We start from the raw sequence: 17,722 nt of genomic DNA on the forward strand, positions 1-17,722 counted from the left end.
GCGGAGGGGGGACGTCATCATGGCATCGGCGAACGACACCACGCACTGGCTCGCGCGCGAAAGGACCGTAGCGACGGCGGGCTATAATCGCTGGCTGCTGCCGCCCTGCGCGCTGGCGATCCACTTGTGCATCGGCATGGCGTACGGGTTCAGCGTGTTCTGGCTGCCACTGTCGCGCGCGATCGGCATTAAGGACCCGGTGGTCTGCAAGGGGATGACATTGCTGCAGGCGTACGCGACGTCCACCTGCGACTGGCGCGTCAGCGACCTGACCTGGACCTACAGTCTTTTCTTCGTCGTGCTTGGTGCCTCCGCCGCGATCTGGGGCGGCTGGCTCGAGCGCGCCGGGCCGCGAAAGGCGGGCGTGGTCGCCGCGTGCTGCTGGGCGGGCGGGATCGCCATCGGCGCGATCGGCGTGTCGGTCCATCAATTATGGCTGTTGTGGCTCGGCACTGGGTTTATCGGCGGAATCGGGCTCGGGCTCGGCTACATCTCCCCCGTCTCGACGCTGATCAAATGGTTTCCGGATCGGCGCGGGATGGCCACGGGCATGGCGATCATGGGGTTCGGCGGCGGTGCGCTGATCGGCTCGCCGCTCGCCGACAGGCTGATGAAGCATTTCGCGAGCGCGACCGGGGTGGGCGTCTGGCAGACCTTTCTCGTTCTCGCCGCGGTGTATTTCGTGTTCATGATGGGCGGGGCCTTGGGCTACCGTGTGCCCCCCGCCGAGTGGAAGCCCGCCGGCTGGGCCGCACCGACGGGAACCGGGCTCGTGTCGGGCTTCAACGTGCATCTGAAGGACGCGCACCGGACGCCGCAATTCTGGCTGATCTGGCTGGTCCTTCTGCTCAACGTCTCCGCCTCGATCGGCATCATCGGCGTGGCCTCGCCGATGATCCAGGAGATCTTCGCGGGCCGGTTGTTCCGCCATCCCGAGGTCGGCTTTCTGGCGTTCGACGATACGCAGAAGGCGGCCGCCGCCGCTGCGGGTGCGGGGTTCGTCGGGTTCATCAGTCTGTTCAACATCGGCGGGCGGTTCTTCTGGGCATCAATTTCTGACCGGCTGGGGCGCAAGGTGACCTATGCGGTGATGCTGGCGACGGGCGCGGTGCTGTACGCGCTGGTCGCGCCCTGGTCCGCGACGGCGGCGGCGCTGCTGGTGTTCGCGCTGACCTTCGGGGTCATCGCGTCGATGTATGGCGGCGGGTTCGCGACGGTGCCCGCGTATCTGGCGGATATCTTCGGGACGCAGTTCGTGGGTGCCATTCATGGCCGTTTGCTGACCGCCTGGTCCACCGCGGGCGTGCTTGGGCCGTTCATCGTGACCTCGATGCGCGACTCCGCGATCGCCGCGGGCACGCCGCGCGCCGCGATCTATCCGCCAATCTACTGGGTGCTTGCGGCGTTGCTGTTCGCCGGGTTCGTCGCGAACCTGTTCATGCGGCCAGTGGCGGCGCGGTTCCATATGAGCGATGCGGAACTGGAGGCCGTGCGTCCGGTGGGGGCGAGTGGTACCGTGCATGACGGTACGATCGGGATCGGCGGCATCGATGCGCGGGTGCTGCTCGCCTGGGCGGCGGTGTGCATGCCGCTCGCTTGGGGGCTGTGGACGACGGGGGTGAAGGCGGTGGCGCTGTTTGCGTATTAGGGCGGTGCTGCTCCCCTCGCTTGCGGGAGGGGGCAGGTCAGTTCAGCCCCACGATCTCCCCGTCCGCGCCGATCCGGATATGTTCAGCGGCCGGTACGCGCGGCAGGCCCGGCATCGTCATCAGGTCGCCGCAGATCGCGACGACGAACCCCGCCCCCGCCGCCAGCCGGACTTCGCGCACCGGGATGACGTGGCCCGTCGGCGCGCCGAGCACCGTAGGATCGACGGTGAAGCCGTATTGCGTCTTCGCCATGCACACGGGCAGAAGGCCGAACCCCTCCGCCTCCCACCGCGCCAGTTGTGCGCGGATCTTCGCGTCCGCCGCCACGCCGTCGGCGCGGTAGATGCGCCGGGCGACGGTTTCGATCTTGTCGAACAGCGACGCCTCGTCCTCATAGATCGGCGCGAATTGCGCGACGTCCGCATCGGCCAGTTTCGCGACCGCCTCCGCCAGATCGACCGCGCCCGCACCGCCCTGTGCCCAATGGCGACACAGGATCGCCTCCGCGCCGTGCTTCGCTGCCGCCTCGCGCACGACCGCGATCTCTGCGTCGGTATCGGTCGCGAAATGGTTGATCGCGACGACGACCGGCACACCGAACTGCCGGATATTCTCCAGATGCCGCACCAGGTTGACCGACCCCCGCCGCACCGCCTCGACATCCTCGTGACCGAGATCGGTCTTCGCGACGCCGCCGTTCATCTTCAGCGCGCGCACCGTCGCCACCAGCACCGTGACACTGGGGGCCAGCCCCGACTGGCGGCACTTGATGTCGAAGAACTTCTCCGCCCCCAGGTCCGCGCCGAACCCCGCCTCGGTCACGACATAGTCGCCCAGCGCCAGCGCGGTCCGCGTCGCGATCACCGAATTGCAGCCATGCGCGATATTGGCGAACGGCCCGCCATGGATCAGCGCGGGATTCCCCTCCAGCGTCTGGACGAGATTGGGCTTGATCGCCTCCTTCAGCAGCACCGCCATCGCACCGTCCGCCTTCAGGTCGCGCGCTGTGATCGCGCGACGGTCGCGAGTGTACGCGACGATGATCCGTCCCAGCCGCGCCTCCAGGTCCGTCAGGTTCTCCGCCAGGCACAGGATCGCCATCACTTCGGACGCGACGGTGATGTCGAACCCCGATTCGCGTGGGAAGCCGTTCGCCACCCCGCCGATCGACTGGACGATATCGCGCAGCGCGCGGTCGTTGATGTCCAGCACCCGCCGCCACACCACCCGGCGAACGTCGATATCCAGCGCGTTGCCCCAGTGGATATGATTGTCGAGCATCGCCGCGAGCAGATTGTGCGCGGCGGTGATCGCGTGAAAATCGCCCGTGAAGTGGAGGTTGATGTCCTCCATCGGCACGACCTGCGCATGGCCGCCCCCCGTCGCACCGCCCTTGGTCCCGAAACACGGGCCGAGCGACGGCTCGCGCAGCGCCAGCACGGTGTGCCGTCCGGTGCGGTTGAGCGCATCCGCCAGACCGACCGAGGTCGTGGTCTTGCCCTCCCCCGCCGGGGTGGGATTGATCGCGGTAATGAGGATGAGCTTGCCTGAAGTCCCGGGGCGGGGGTCGATCCGCGACAGATCGAGCTTGGCCTTGAACCGGCCATAAGGCTCCACCGCGTCGGGGGAAATGCCAAGCCTGTCCGCCACTTGCCCGATCGGCAACAGCATGGCGGCGCGCGAGATTTCGATATCGGTCTGCATCGCTGTTCGCCTTAGAGGTGTTTGCCGTCGGATAGAACACCCCCCACGATTGCATTGCCTCGCAGCAGTTGTGCCACCCCGGCGAAGGCCGGGGTGGCACTCAAATCCGACGCGACCGCACGGCCCCAAATCGTCGGGTCGATCCGCGGGAGGTTCGAGCATCACTGGGGCGATTCGCACGGCACGATTGCAGCAAATGCATTCGGAAGTGGACGAACCACACGCCACGTCCGCGCGGGAAACGGGGATCGTGGTGGGTTGGCGGCGGCGCGTGGACGAGAAGCGGGCGAGCGTGGGAGACATGGTTTCGAGTTAGGCATGCTAGCGCGGTGTAGGACAGCCCCCCGCCCCCCGCCCCTCCCCGGCGAAGGCCGGGGCCCCAGTGGCGATGGTCGATGTGATGGAGTGCATTGCGCCGCCGCGATCGTCTCGCAACTGGGCCCCGGCCTTCGCCGGGGAGGCTGAATAGTCGATGGAAACGATATGGATCAGCCCGCGATCGTCGGATCGATCAGATACTTCTCGCCCGTCGTCTTGCGCTCATAGGCCAGGAACGTCTCGGGCCTCAGCGCCTCGGCGAGACCGATCGTCGCGGTGTAGTTGCTGACGAACGTGGTCTTCAATTCGTCCAGCACCCGCTGCCGCAACCGCCCGCCGGTCTCCGCGCCCGCCTTCTGCAGGAACGGCGTCAGCAGCCAGCCGCCGATGCTCCAGGCGAAGCCGAACGTCCGGCGGATCACCGTCGGCGATACATCGAGCATGCCGTAAAGGTACATCTGCTTGAAGGTATTCGATCCGTAGCGGCTATATTCGCCCGCCTGACGGTTCGCGGCCTTCTCCATCGCGTCCAGAATACGCCCGACCAGATCGCCGCCGCCGATCGCGTCGAAGCCGATCGACGCCTTGGTCTGCGCGATCGCATCGACCAGCTTGTCGCCGAACCCGTCGGCGCTGCTGTCGAGGACGTACTTGGCGCCCTGCCCCTCGAGCAGCGCCACCTGCGCTGGCGAGCGGACGATGTTCACCAGCGGGATGCCGTCCGCGATGCAGATGCGGTTGAGCATCTGGCCGAGGTTCGATGCCGCCGCGGTGTGGACGATGGCGTTATGCCCCTCCGCCTTCATCGTTTCGGTAAAACCAAGCGCGGTCAGCGGGTTGACGAACATTGCTGCGCCGTCCGCCGAGGTTGCGCCCTCCGGCAGTGGAACGCAGTCGCGCATCTTCAGCTTGCGGAACTGCGTATACATCGCGCCGCCCAGCACGGCAACGCGCTTGCCAACCAGCGCCTCCGCGCCGTTGCCCGCCGCGATCACCGTACCCGCACCCTCGTTGCCGACCGCCATCGATTCGCCGAGCCGGGCCTGGACCGACCCGAGCCGATTGGCGGGTACGGTAAAACGCAGTTCGGGGCGATCCGCGGTGCCACCCGTCTCCATCGTCGAAACGTCCGCCGGCCCGATCAGCATGCCGAGATCGGACGGGTTGATCGGCGCGGCCTCTATCTGCACGACAACCTCCCCTGCAGCGGGATCACCGACATCGACGGGCTCGAGCGACAAGGTCAGTTGGCCCGCGGCGGAAATCGTCGAGCGTAGTTCGATTCCGGGGTTCGGCATCATCTTCTCCTGATCAGTTGTTTCCCGCCACCTATCGCAGCCGGAGGCGGGCGTCTCGGGGGAAATGGAATGACCCCCCCGCCGTCATGCGGGCTTGTTCCGGCATCCATGGTGCCGCGCATTCGCACTTTGGTTACGCGGCATGATGGATCCCGGGCTGAGGCCGGGGAGACGAAGGGTAGTGACACCCTGCAAACAAAACGGAAGCATCATTGTCCCTTCCAATCTCTGCTGCATTGCGGCAAGAGGCGCGGATCGGGCAGGTCTGGCGGCTCCAGGGGTCGCCACCAGTCGTGCCGAACGACAGGTCGGAGATTACCCCTTGAACGGGCTCGTCAGGCTGGCGCTCGCACGGCCGCTCACCTTCATCGTCATGGCGATCCTGATCGCGATCGTCGGCATGCTCGCGGCGGCACGGACGCCGGTCGATATCTTCCCCGACATCCGCGTACCCGTGATCGCGACCGCCTGGCAATATCAGGGCCTGTCGCCCGACGACATGAGCGGCCGGATCCTCACGCCGCTGGAACGCACGCTGACGACGACGGTCAACGATATCGACCATATCGAAAGCCAGTCGATGCCCGGCATCGGCATCGTGAAGGTGTATTTCCAGCCGGGCGCCGACATCCGCACCGCGACCGCGCAGGTGACGTCGGTGTCGCAGACGGTCCTGAAGCAGATGCCGCCGGGCACCACGCCGCCGCTGATCCTGAACTACAACGCCTCGACCGTGCCCATCCTGCAGCTTGCGCTGTCGGGCAAGGGATTGTCGGAGGGCAAGATCTTCGACATCGCGCAGAACCAGATCCGGCCTGGCCTCGTCACCGTGCCCGGTGCGGCGATCCCCTATCCGTCCGGCGGACGGCAGCGGCAGGTGCAGATCGACCTCGATCCGCAGGCGCTTCAGTCCAAGGGACTGTCCGCACAGGATGTCGGCAACGCGATCGCCGCGCAGAACCAGATCAACCCCGCGGGTTTCGCGAAGATCGGCGGCTTTCAATACAATGTCCGACTGAACAACGCGCCGGGATCGATCGACGACCTGAACGCGCTGCCGGTGAAGGTGGTGAGCGGCGCGACGATCTACATGCGCGACGTCGCGCATGTCCGCGACGGTACCGCGCCGCAGACCAACGTCGTCCATGTCGACGGATCGCGCTCCGTCCTGATGACGATCCTGAAGAACGGTTCGACCTCCACGCTCGCGATCGTCCAGGGGATCAAGGACGCGCTGCCCAAGATCCAGGCGACGCTGCCCGATACGCTGAAGATCGTGGCGATCGGCGACCAGTCGCTGTTCGTGAAGGCGGCGGTGTCGGGGGTCATCAAGGAAGGTGCGATCGCCGCGGTGCTGACCAGCATCATGATCCTGCTGTTCCTCGGTTCCTGGCGGTCGACCATCATCGTTGCGGTCTCGATCCCGCTGTCGATCCTGTCCGCGATCATCGCGCTGGCGGCGACCGGGCAAACGCTGAACATCATGACGCTGGGGGGCTTAAGCCTAGCCGTCGGCATCCTGGTCGACGATGCGACGGTGACGATCGAGAGTATCACCTATCACCTCGAACAGGGCAAACCCGTGCTTGGCGCGATCCTTGACGGCGCGGCGCAGATCGTAACGCCTGCCTTCGTTTCGATGCTGTGCATCTGTATCGTTTTCGTCCCGATGTTCTTCCTTCCGGGGGTCGCGGGGTTTCTGTTCGTGCCGCTGGCGATGTCGGTGGTATTCTCGATGATCGCGTCGTTCATCCTGTCGCGCACCCTGGTGCCGACGATGGCGATGTACCTGATGCGGCCGCACAAGGGTGACCAGCATGCCGCGGGCACGGCGCAGTCGCGCAACCCGCTGATCCGCTTCCAGCGCGGGTTCGAGGTGCGGTTCGAGCGGGTGCGCGCCGGCTATGGGCAATTGCTGGAACGCGCGCTGGCGAGCGGACGGCCGTTCCTGCTCGGCTTCCTGGGCGTCTTCGCCTTGTCGTTCCTGCTGGTGCCGTTCCTTGGGCAAAATTTCTTCCCGAATGTTGATGCGGGCCAGATCACGATGCATGTCCGCGCGCCCGTCGGCAGCCGGATCGAGGACACCTCTGCGGAATTCGACCGGATCGCGGCGCGCATCCGTCAGATCATTCCCGCCGGCCAGTTGGTTTCGGTCGTCGACAATATCGGCCTGCCGGTCAGTTCGATAAACGTGACGTATAACAATTCCGGGACGATCGGCCCGCAGGACGGCGATATCCTGATTCAGTTGTCGAAGGATCACGCCCCTACCGCGGATTATGTGCGCCGGATGCGCGAGCAACTGCCGCGCGCCTTCCCGGGCGCAAGCTTCGCGTTCCTGCCCGCCGACATCACCAGCCAGATCCTGAATTTCGGCGCGCCGGCGCCGATCGATATCCAGGTAAGCGGCAAGAATGCGGCCGAAAACTATGATTATGCCCGCGCGATCCTGCGCCGGGTCGGCCGGATCCCGGGGATCGCCGACGCCCGGATCCAGCAATCCGCGCGCTACCCCGAACTGCGCGTCGATATCGACCGCAGCAGGATCGGGCAATTGGGCCTGACCGAGCGTGACGTGACCAACAGCGTCGCCTCCTCGCTCGCGGGCACGCAGCAGACCGCCCCCGTATTCTACCTGAACCCGGAGAACGGCGTATCCTATTCGGTGGTCGCGCAGACCCCGGAATACCGCGTCGGTTCGCTTAACGATCTGGCCAACATCCCCATCACGGGATCGCTGGCGGGCGGATCTTCGCAGGTACTGGGCGGGGTCGGGTCGATCGTGCGCGGCAGTTCGCCCGCCGTCGTCTCGCACTATAATATCCAGGGCGCGATCGACATCTACGCGACCCTCAACGGCCGCGATCTGGGCGCAGTCGCGAGCGACATCCAGAAAATCTTATCCGACCTGAAGGCGACCGCGCCGAAGGGGAGCAGCGTCGCGCTACGCGGCCAATATGAGACGATGAACGGCGCGTTTTCGGGGCTGTTCTTCGGGCTGATTGGCGCGATCGTGCTGATCTATCTGCTCATCGTGGTGAATTTCCAGAGCTGGCTCGATCCGTTCGTCATTATAACCGCCCTGCCGGGCGCGATCGCCGGGATCGTGTGGATGCTGTTTCTGACCGGCACCACGCTGTCCGTGCCCGCGCTGACCGGTGCGATCATGTGCATGGGCGTCGCGACCGCGAATTCGATCCTGGTCGTCAGCTTCGCGCGCGAGCGGCTGGCGGAACTTGGCGATTCGACGAAGGCGGCGCTCGAGGCAGGGATCACACGCTTCCGCCCCGTGCTGATGACCGCGCTGGCGATGGTCATCGGGATGCTGCCGATGGCGATGGGCTTTGGCGAGGGCGGCGAACAGAACGCGCCGCTGGGCCGCGCGGTGATCGGCGGACTGCTGGTAGCCACCGTCGCGACCTTGCTGTTCGTACCGGTCATCTTCAGCCGCGTCCATGCACGCGACGCCGAGAAACGCGTCAGGCGCGCGCAGAGATCGGAAGAAGCGCATGCTTGAACCGGAACCCGTCCGGGGGCGCAGCCACCTGGCCGGGATCGGCATCGTCGCGGCGATCGTCGCAGTCGTGCTGGTCGCGATCGGCATCGGGTCGCGATCGCGGTCGCAAAGCGATCTGGCGACCTGGACGACCGCGCAATCGATCCCGATCGTGTCGGTGATCCACGCGAAGGCTGCGGGCCAGGGTGACGCGCTAACGCTGCCCGGCGCGGTTCAGGCGTATAACAGCGCGCCGATCTACGCGCGGACCAACGGCTATGTCCGCCGCTGGTTCGTCGATATCGGCGACACCGTCCGTGCCGGCCAGACGCTGGCGATCCTCGATGCGCCCGAGGTCGACCAGCAGGTCGAGGCCGCGCAGGCGGACCTGCAGACCGCACGTGCCAATCGTTCGCTTGCCGCCTCCACCGCGACCCGCTGGCGCGACCTGCTGGCGAAGGATGCGGTGTCGAAGCAGGAAACGGACGAGAAGATCGGCGACCTCGCCGCGAAGACCGCGATCGCCAACGCCGCCGCCGCCAATGTCCGTCGGCTGGGCGCGCTGCAGGGTTTCACCAAGCTCGCCGCGCCCTTCGGCGGGGTCGTCACCAGCCGATCTACCCAGATCGGGCAACTGGTCACCGCGGGATCCGCCGCTGCGTCGATGCCGCTTTTCACCGTATCCGATCTCGACCGCATCCGCATCTATGTCCGCGTTCCGCAATCCTCGTCGGGGCAGATCCGTCAGGGCATGCATGCGTCGGTTGCCGTACCCGAGTTTCCCGGGCGCGAATTCGACGCGACGCTGACTCGCACTGCGGATGCGGTCGATCCGCAATCGGGCACGGTATTGATCGAACTGCAACGCGCGAACGGCGATCATGCGCTGAAGCCGGGTGCCTATGCACAAGTGAAGTTCCCGCTGGACAGTGATGCCAGTGCCGGAGTCCGCCTGCCGGCCAGCGCGCTGGTCGTCGGTACCAGGGGAACGCGCGTCGCGACGGTCGGCGCGGGGGACAAGGCAGTCATGAAGACGGTCACGATAGGCCGTGACGACGGCGATACCGTCGAGATCAGCGCAGGTCTGACCGCCGCGGACCAAGTCATCGACAACCCCCCGGATTCGTTACAGACCGGCGATCCGGTGCGGATCGCGGCTCCTGCGGCAGGTCATGGAGCAGGTCGTGCGGCGCATTGATCGCCTGATCGGGCTGGCTGCCGCCGCCGGCCTCGTCGGCTGTTCGCTCGCGCCCGCCTATCACGTCCCGCCGACCCCGACCGCGCCGGCGTATAAGGAAGGCGGGGTATGGGCGGTTGCGACGACCGATCTGCCCCCGGGCGGACCCTGGTGGCAGGCGTTCGGCGATCCGGTGCTAAGCGGGCTGGAGAGCCGGATCGAGGCGGGCAATCCGGACCTTGCAAGCGCGGTCGCACGGTATGACGAGGCGCGGGCGGTATTGGGGGAGGCACGCGCCGGCTATTATCCCGGCGTCGATGTCGGTGCTTCGGGCGAGCGAGCGCGCGTGTCGGCGGATCGGCCGCTGTCGCCGGGAACCGCGGCGACCTATACCGATCTGCGCATCGGGCCGTCGCTGGCGTACGAGATCGACCTGTTCGGCCGCGTCCGCGATACCGCGCGCGCCGCCGCCGCTTCGGCGCAGGCAAGCGACCGCGACGTCGCCGGGATACGGCTCGGACTGCAGGCGACGCTGGCGGACGATTATTTCCAGATGCGGGAACTGGATGCGCGGACGGTGCTGCTGCGGCAGACGGTCGCCGCGTTCCAGCGGGCCTATGACCTGACCACCACGCGCCACAACGGCGGCATTGCTTCGGGGATCGACGTCAGCCGCGCCGATGCCCTGCTGTCGAGCGCGCGGGCCGAACTGTCGGCGGTCGCCGCCGACCGCGCTTCGTTCGAACACGCCATCGCAGCGCTGGTCGGCGAAACGCCGTCGTCGTTTTCGTTGACCGTCGTCGATGGGCAACGCAATCCGCCGGCGATCCCGGCCGGCCTGCCCTCGACATTGCTGCAGCGTCGCCCCGACATCGCCGCTGCCGAGCGCCGCGTTGCTGCCGCCAATCTGCGGATCGGTGTCGCGCGGGCGGCGCAATATCCGTCGCTGACCTTGGGCGCGGCGGGCGGGTTCGAGGCGGGCAGCAGCGCGATCCTCGGCGCGTCGAACGGCTTCTGGGCGCTCGGTCCCCTGTCCGCTGCGCTATCGGTGTTCGACGGCGGCGCGCGACGGGCGCGGGTCCGGATCAGTCGCGCGCAATATGACGAGGCAGCATCCTCCTATCGCGCCACCGTGCTCGCCGCCTTTCGCGAGGTGGAGGACGATCTCGCGCACGGCCAAAGCCTGGTGCAGCAGGAGCGGGACCAGGCGGATGCGACCCGCGCCGCGGAAAAGACCCGCGACCTGGCGCTCATCCGGTACCGCGACGGCGCGGCGGATTATCTCGAGGTCGTCACCGCGCAAACCGCGGCGCTCGACGCCCAACGGGCGCTGCTGGCGATCGAGAGCGCGCGGCTGCAAGTCGCGGTCGATACGGTCCGTGCGATCGGCGGTACGACACCCTGAAGATGGCGTAAGGACGAACGTCTATCTGTTCGGAGCGCGTGTCTTGCCACCAATGCCCGTGTCGGGGCCCGCGGCCGTTACCGCGTTGACGGCTTCGACCTCCCGCATGATGACGGCGATGATCGCATCGGCCAGCCGCTCGACGTCCATGTCCGGCTGCAGCAAAAATTGTTGTCTCAATCCCAGCGATTGCGTCAACGCCAATTCGGCCAGCAATTCGCGACGTCCAGCGGCCCGGTCGCCCGGCATCAGCAGCGCAAGCGCCGCCAATATGTTCACCCATACATCGGCGCGCGTGCGCGCGAAGATTGCCGCGATCCGTTCGTTGCGCGTCGATTCGGCGGTGATCTCGGCCAACATCACGACGGCTTCGCGTCCGGTCGTGGGCCGGACAAACTGCCCGATCCAATGCCACACCGACTCCGTATCACCTGCCAGGATCGCCCGTTGCAACGACTCGCGTTCGAGTAAACGCCCGCAATCGCCCTCGACGATCGCCGCGACAATGTCTTCCTTCGCCGCGAAATCGCGGTAGATCTGCCCGACCGCCACGCCCGAGGCCTTTGCGATCTGGGCCACGCCGGTTGCGTGAAAACCGTTGCAAACGAACAGGGTACGCGCGGCGTCGATGATCCGCTGACGACGCAGTGCCGCACGGTCTCGCATCATTCCACAACACAGGTTTTTCTCGCCCATCCCTTACCAGTCCGTATTCCGCTTGACCCGGCAATCCCGTTCGCAGTAGCAGCATTGTGAGTGATCGTTCACTCACATATCCTATCCGGCAGAGCTGAGCATGTCTTTTCTTCGTCACACCGCCCCAGCGATGGCGTTGGCGCTCGCCGCCTGCGGGAAGCCCGTGGCTCCGCCACCGCCTCCGCCGCCAAGCATCGGATATATCACGGTAAATGAACAATCGGTGACCCTTACCAACGAGCTTCCGGGCCGCACCTCCGCCTACGAGACGTCGCAGGTCCGTCCGCAGGTGAACGGCCTTGTCGAGGCGCGACTGTTTACCGAAGGCGATGTCGTCAGCAAGGGGCAGGCACTCTACCGGATCGACTCGCAGCCTTATGAAGCACAGGTCGCCAACGCCCGCGCCGCGCTGGCGAAGGCACGTGCCGCGATCGCGTCGAGCGCGGCGCTGTCCCGTCGTTATGGCGGACTGGTCAAGATCAACGCGATCTCGAAACAGGATTACGAGAATGCGCAGACCACCGCCGCGCAGGCGCAGGCGGACGTCGCCGCGCAGCAGGCGGCGCTGAAGACCGCGCAGATCGACCTGGCGCGCACTACCATCCGCGCGCCGATCACCGGGCGGATCGGTCGTTCGGTCTATACGACCGGCGCACTCGTGACGGCATCGCAGACCGATCCGTTGGCCACGATCCAGCGGCTCGACCCGATCTATGTCGACATTACCCAATCCAGTTCGGACTTGCTGAAGTTGCGCCAGCAGATCCTGTCCGGGCAAGTCGCGCGCGACGGTAACGCTCGCGTGAAGCTGCTGCTGGAGGACGGCACGAATTACGGGCCTGAGGGGACGCTTCGCTTCGCGGACGTGACGGTCGATCCGACGACCGGATCGCAGATCATCCGCGCCTTGTTCCCCAATCCCAACGGGTTGCTGCTGCCGGGCATGTTCGTGCGCGCGCAACTGATCGAGGGCACGCAGGCGCAAGCGATGCTGGTGCCGCAGCGTGCCGTCAGCCGCGACGAGCGCGGGAACGCGACCGTCATGGTCGTCGGCAAGGGCAATAAGGTCGAACCGCGTACGCTCCAGACGACGCGAACGGTCGGCGAGAACTGGCTGGTCACCGCGGGCGTGAAGCCGGGCGACCATGTCATCGTCGAGGGCGGCGGTATGTTGCGCCCGGGCATGCCGGTCACGCCCGCCCCCTGGAACCCGAACGCCAGACCGGCCCCGACACAGCCTCCGGCACAGGGCCAGTAATCCGTCATGGCCCGTTATTTCATCGATCGCCCGATCTTCGCTTGGGTCATCGCGATGATCCTGATGCTCGCCGGCATCCTGGCGATCCGCGTGCTGCCGATCTCGCAATTCCCGACGATCGCGCCGCCGGCCGTGTCGATCACCGCGACCTATCCCGGCGCCGATGCGCAGACGCTGGAGAACACGACGACCCAGATCATCGAGCAGCAGATGAAGGGGATCGATCATCTCCGCTATTTCTCGTCGTCATCGTCGTCCGCGGGTACGGTTACCATAACGCTGACGTTCGAACAGGGCACCAACCCCGACATCGCCCAGGTGCAGGTCCAGAATAAATTGCAGGCGGCGACCCCGCTTCTGCCGCAGGAGGTCCAGCAGCAGGGCATTCTCGTCGCCAAGGCGACGCAGAATTTCCTGCTGTTCGTCGGGCTGTATTCCGACAATGGCAAGCATAACGCGGACGACCTGTCCGACTATATCGTCTCCAAGCTGCAGGACCCGCTCGCCCGCGTGAACGGCGTCGGCGACACGCAGACGTTCGGATCGCAATATGCGATGCGGATCTGGGTCGATCCGCTGAAGCTCAACAATTACGCACTGACGATGGCGGACATCCGCGCCGCGGTGATCGCGCAGAACGCCCAGGTCTCCGCCGGGCAGATCGGTGCCCAGCCAGCGCCGAAGGAGCAGATGCTGAACGCCACCGTATCGGTGGAATCGCGCCTGACCAGCCCGACAGAATTCGCGGCGATCAGCCTGAAGAGCAATGCGGACGGGTCGATCGTACGGCTGGGCGATGTCGCGCGGGTCGAGATCGGGGCGGAGAATTACGGCTTCTCGTCCAGATGGAACGGCAAACCGGCATCGGGCATCGGCATCAAGCTGGCCCCCGGCGCCAACGCGCTCGACACCGTCACCGCGGTCAAGGCGCGCGTGACCGAGATCGCCAAGCAGTTCCCGCCCGACGTGAAGGTCATCTTCCCCTACGACACCTCGCCCTTCGTGCGGCTGTCGATCAAGCAGGTGATCGAGACATTGGTCGAGGCAGTGATCCTCGTCTTCCTGGTCATGTTCCTGTTCCTGCAGAATTTCCGTGCGACGCTGATCCCGACGATCGCGGTGCCGGTGGTGCTGCTCGGCACGTTCGGCGTGCTGGCGATCGCCGGCTATTCGATCAATACGCTCACCTTGTTCGGCATGGTGCTGGCGATCGGTCTGCTGGTCGACGACGCGATCGTGGTCGTCGAGAATGTCGAACGGCTGATCCAGACCGAACATCTGAGCCCCAAGGACGCCGCGCGCAAATCGATGGACGAGATCACCAGCGCACTCGTCGGCATCGCGCTCGTCCTGTCTGCGGTGTTCCTGCCGATGGCGTTCTTCGGTGGATCGACCGGGGTTATCTATCGCCAGTTTTCGATCACCATCGTGTCGGCGATGGTCCTGTCGGTGTCGGTCGCGCTGATCCTGACGCCGGCGCTCTGCGCGACGATCCTCAAGCGGCACGATCCGGACAGGGCGGAAGGCAACGGCCCCCTCGCCCGCTTCTTCCGCTGGTTCAACGACAAGTTCGATCGCAGCCAGGTGAAATACGAAGAAACGGTCAAGGGCACGGCACGCAACTGGAAACGCTCGCTCATCGTCTACGCGCTGATCGTCGTCGGCATGGCGTTCCTCTTCGCCCGCCTGCCGACCGGCTTCCTGCCCGACGAGGACCAGGGGATCATGATCGCGCTGGTCCAGGGGCCTTCGGGATCGACCAGCGCGCGCACCGAAAAGGCGCTGGAACTGGTCCAGGATCACTTCCTGAATACCGAGGGGAAGAACATCCAGGGCGTCTTCACCGTCAACGGGTTCAGCTTCGCCGGTACGGGCCAGAACAGCGGCATCGCATTCATTCCTCTGAAGGGCTGGGAAGACCGCGGCGGGAGCGCCAACAAGGCCCCCGCGATCGCAGCGCGTGCGATGGGGCCGTTCTCGCAGTTCAAGGATGCCATGATCTTCGCAGTGGTCCCGCCCGCGGTGCAGGAACTAGGCAACGCGACCGGCTTCGACCTGCAACTCGTCGACGAGGCCGGGATTGGCCATGCCAGGCTGTTGGCGGCGCGCAACATGCTGCTCGGCATGGCGTCGCAGGACAAGACAATGATCGGGGTGCGTCCCAACGCGCTCGACGATGCGCCGCAGCTGAAGGTCAATATCGATCACGACAAGGCGCGTGCGCTCGGGCTCGACCTGGCGACGGTCAACGACACGATCTCGACCGCCTGGGGCGGCGGATACGTCAATGATTTCATCGACCGCGGCCGGGTGAAGCGCGTCTACCTCCAGGCGGACGAGCAATACCGGCAGGCCCCCGAGAATATCGGCGATTTCTACGTGCGCGGCGCAAGCGGCACTATGGCCCCGTTCACCGCCTTTTCCAGCCAGTCCTGGGCGCAGGCACCCGTGCAGCTGACGCGCTATAACGGGCTGCCCGCGATGGAGATCCTGGGCCAGCCTGCGCCCGGGGTCTCGTCGGGCGCGGCGATGAAGGCGATCGAGGGGATGCAGGCGAAACTGCCGCCGGGTACCCGGCTCGACTGGACCGGTCTCAGCTATGAGGAACGGCTGTCCGGCGGGCAGGCCCCCGCGCTCTATGGGCTGTCGCTGCTGATCGTGTTCCTGTGCCTTGCCGCGCTGTACGAAAGCTGGTCGGTGCCGATCTCGGTCCTGCTGGTCGTACCGCTCGGCATCCTGGGCGCGCTGCTCGCGGCGACGATTACCGGGCTGAACGACGACATCTATCTCCAGGTCGGGCTTATCACGACGATCGGCGTGTCGGCGAAGAACGCGATCCTGATCGTCGAATTCGCCGAGGAGCGAATGCGCGACGGCATGAACGCGTTCGACGCGGCGGTCGCGGCGGCGAAGCTCCGGTTGCGGCCGATCCTTATGACGTCGTTCGCGTTCATCTTCGGCGTGTTCCCGCTGGCGATCTCGACCGGTGCCGGGGCCGGCGGGCAGAATGCGATCGGACGCGCGGTGGTGGGCGGAATGTTGTCCGCGACGATCCTGGCGATCTTCTTCGTGCCGATGTTCTTCGTCGTCGTGCTCCGCCTGTTCGGTCGCCACGGCGATGACGAGCGGGTTCACCGTGACACCCCCGATACCGAGGGCGCACGCCCCGCGCCGCAGGGAGCCTGATGGCCGTGACTGATCTTCTCCGGGGACGCCTGCCCCTTCTGGCTACGCTGGCCGCGGGCACGATGCTCGCCGGGTGCAACCTCGCGCCCCACTATATCCGCCCGGTAAGCGGTGTTCCGGCGGCGTTGCCGCAGGGCGGCACCTATCCGGCCGCCGCGACCGACGCCCGCGACGTCACGCGGGTCGGCTGGCGCGACTTCTTCGTCGACCCAGCGCTGCGCCAGGTCATCCAGCGCGGCCTCGACAACAACCGCGATCTCCAGGTCGCCGCCGCCAACGTGCTGCAGGCGCGCGCGCAATACCGCATCCAGCGCGCCGATCTGGTGCCGACGACCGCGTTCTCGGGCTCGGCAACCTATACCAACAACCTGCTCGGCGGCGCGAGCGCGGCCACGGGCACCGCGACGGGCACCGGTTCGACGACCACGGGCACGACGACCGGGACGGCCGCATCGACCGCCACCGGCACGGCGGGGGCGTCGGTCGGCACGGGATCCACCAACGTCGCCGAATATTCCGCCAACGTCGGCGTCTCGGCCTACGAGGTCGACCTGTTCGGCCGCGTCCGCAACCTGACCCGCGCGGCGCTCGAACAATATCTCGCGACGCAGGAAGGGCAGCGCAGCACCCGCATCACCCTGATCGCCGAGATCGCGACGGCATGGCTGACGATCGCATCCGATGAGGACCAGCTCGCGCTGTCGCAGCAGACGCTGGGCACGTTCAAGCAGACGCTCGACCTGACCGCCGCGCAGTTCCGGATCGGCGTCGCCTCCGAGCTCGAGTCGCGTCAGGCGGAAACCAACTACCAGGCGGCACGCAACGACATCGCGGTGCTGCGGACCTCGGTCGCGCGCGACCGCAACGCGCTCGACCTGCTCGTCGGCGCGCCCGTCGAGCCGGCGCTGCTGCCGACCGCGCTGGGCGACACGCGCGCCGGGATCGAGGTGCTGCCCACCGACCTTTCGTCCACCGTCCTGCTCCGCCGTCCCGATGTGCTGCAGGCGGAGCATCAGTTGATCGCGCAGAACGCCAACATCGGCGCGGCCCGCGCGGCGTTCTTCCCGACCATCTCGCTGACGGCGACGCTGGGCACGATCAGCACCGCGCTCGGCGGCCTGTTCGGTGCCGGCACGGGCACCTTCTCGGCCGGCCCGTCGATCTCGCTGCCGCTGTTCGACGGGGGGCGGATCAAGGGCAATCTCGACTATGCCCGCGCATCACGCCAGGCGGCGGTCGCCACCTACCAGAAGACGATCCAGACGGCATTCCGCGAAGTCGCCGACGCATTGGCGCAACGCGGAACGATCGACGAGCAGATCGCCGCGCAGTCCGCGCGGGTCAATGCCGCGAACGTCGCCGCCAACCTTTCCGACGCTCGCTACCGCGCCGGGGTCGACTCGTTCCTGACCACGCTGGATGCGCAGCGCACCGCCTATGCCGCGCGGCAGCAGCTGGTCACCACACGGTTCAATCGCGGCGGCAATCTGGTCGAGCTTTATCGCGCGCTCGGCGGCGGGCTGAACTGAGCCTTG

General features: G+C 66.4%; 10 protein-coding genes. 7 read left to right on the forward strand and 3 right to left on the reverse strand.

Going from position 1 to position 17,722, the window contains the following annotated elements; translation table 11 throughout:
• Positions 1–19: 19 nt before the first annotated feature.
• Positions 20–1,648: an OFA family MFS transporter gene (locus tag ACFE7D_RS01280; RefSeq protein ID WP_375393614.1), complete on the forward strand. Its 1,629-nt coding sequence runs from the start codon at positions 20–22 to the stop codon at positions 1,646–1,648.
• 37 nt (positions 1,649–1,685) lie between these two features.
• Here ACFE7D_RS01280 and ACFE7D_RS01285 read toward each other — a convergent pair whose 3' ends face one another.
• Positions 1,686–3,353: a formate--tetrahydrofolate ligase gene (locus ACFE7D_RS01285; protein WP_375393615.1), complete on the reverse strand. Its 1,668-nt coding sequence runs from the start codon at positions 3,351–3,353 to the stop codon at positions 1,686–1,688.
• Positions 3,354–3,841: 488 nt separating this feature from the next.
• Positions 3,842–4,969, reverse strand: coding sequence for a zinc-binding dehydrogenase (locus ACFE7D_RS01290; protein ID WP_375393616.1), 1,128 nt, complete (start codon positions 4,967–4,969; stop codon positions 3,842–3,844).
• A gap of 322 nt (positions 4,970–5,291) precedes the next feature.
• Between ACFE7D_RS01290 and ACFE7D_RS01295 the strand changes: the two genes are divergently transcribed.
• The 3 genes from ACFE7D_RS01295 to ACFE7D_RS01305 are packed head-to-tail and all read left to right on the forward strand — an operon-like array spanning position 5,292 to position 11,047.
• Positions 5,292–8,486 carry an efflux RND transporter permease subunit gene (locus ACFE7D_RS01295; protein ID WP_375393617.1) on the forward strand — a complete coding sequence of 1,065 codons (3,195 nt, stop codon included), beginning with the start codon at positions 5,292–5,294 and terminating at the stop codon, positions 8,484–8,486.
• Positions 8,479–9,663, forward strand: coding sequence for an efflux RND transporter periplasmic adaptor subunit (locus tag ACFE7D_RS01300; protein ID WP_375393618.1), 1,185 nt, complete (start codon positions 8,479–8,481; stop codon positions 9,661–9,663). Before ACFE7D_RS01295 ends, ACFE7D_RS01300 begins: the two co-directional genes overlap by 8 nt.
• On the forward strand, positions 9,650–11,047 hold the full coding sequence (locus tag ACFE7D_RS01305) for an efflux transporter outer membrane subunit (protein ID WP_375393619.1): 1,398 nt from the start codon (positions 9,650–9,652) through the stop codon (positions 11,045–11,047). The genes ACFE7D_RS01300 and ACFE7D_RS01305 overlap by 14 nt, the downstream gene beginning before the upstream one ends.
• A 21-nt stretch (positions 11,048–11,068) precedes the next feature.
• Here ACFE7D_RS01305 and ACFE7D_RS01310 read toward each other — a convergent pair whose 3' ends face one another.
• On the reverse strand, positions 11,069–11,743 hold the full coding sequence (locus ACFE7D_RS01310) for a TetR/AcrR family transcriptional regulator (RefSeq protein WP_375393620.1): 675 nt from the start codon (positions 11,741–11,743) through the stop codon (positions 11,069–11,071).
• A 130-nt stretch (positions 11,744–11,873) separates the two neighbouring features.
• Between ACFE7D_RS01310 and ACFE7D_RS01315 the strand changes: the two genes are divergently transcribed.
• The 3 genes from ACFE7D_RS01315 to ACFE7D_RS01325 are packed head-to-tail and all read left to right on the forward strand — an operon-like array spanning position 11,874 to position 17,716.
• Entirely contained in the window at positions 11,874–13,001 is a 1,128-nt protein-coding gene (locus ACFE7D_RS01315; RefSeq protein ID WP_375393637.1) for an efflux RND transporter periplasmic adaptor subunit, read from the forward strand.
• A gap of 6 nt (positions 13,002–13,007) precedes the next feature.
• On the forward strand, positions 13,008–16,187 hold the full coding sequence (locus tag ACFE7D_RS01320) for an efflux RND transporter permease subunit (RefSeq protein ID WP_375393621.1): 3,180 nt from the start codon (positions 13,008–13,010) through the stop codon (positions 16,185–16,187).
• A complete protein-coding gene (locus ACFE7D_RS01325; RefSeq protein ID WP_375393622.1) occupies positions 16,187–17,716 on the forward strand; it encodes an efflux transporter outer membrane subunit in 1,530 nt (509 codons plus the stop codon). Before ACFE7D_RS01320 ends, ACFE7D_RS01325 begins: the two co-directional genes overlap by 1 nt.
• Positions 17,717–17,722: the final 6 nt, after the last annotated feature.

This window comes from uncultured Sphingomonas sp., from assembly GCF_964244235.1.
Classification (GTDB): domain Bacteria; phylum Pseudomonadota; class Alphaproteobacteria; order Sphingomonadales; family Sphingomonadaceae; genus Sphingomonas.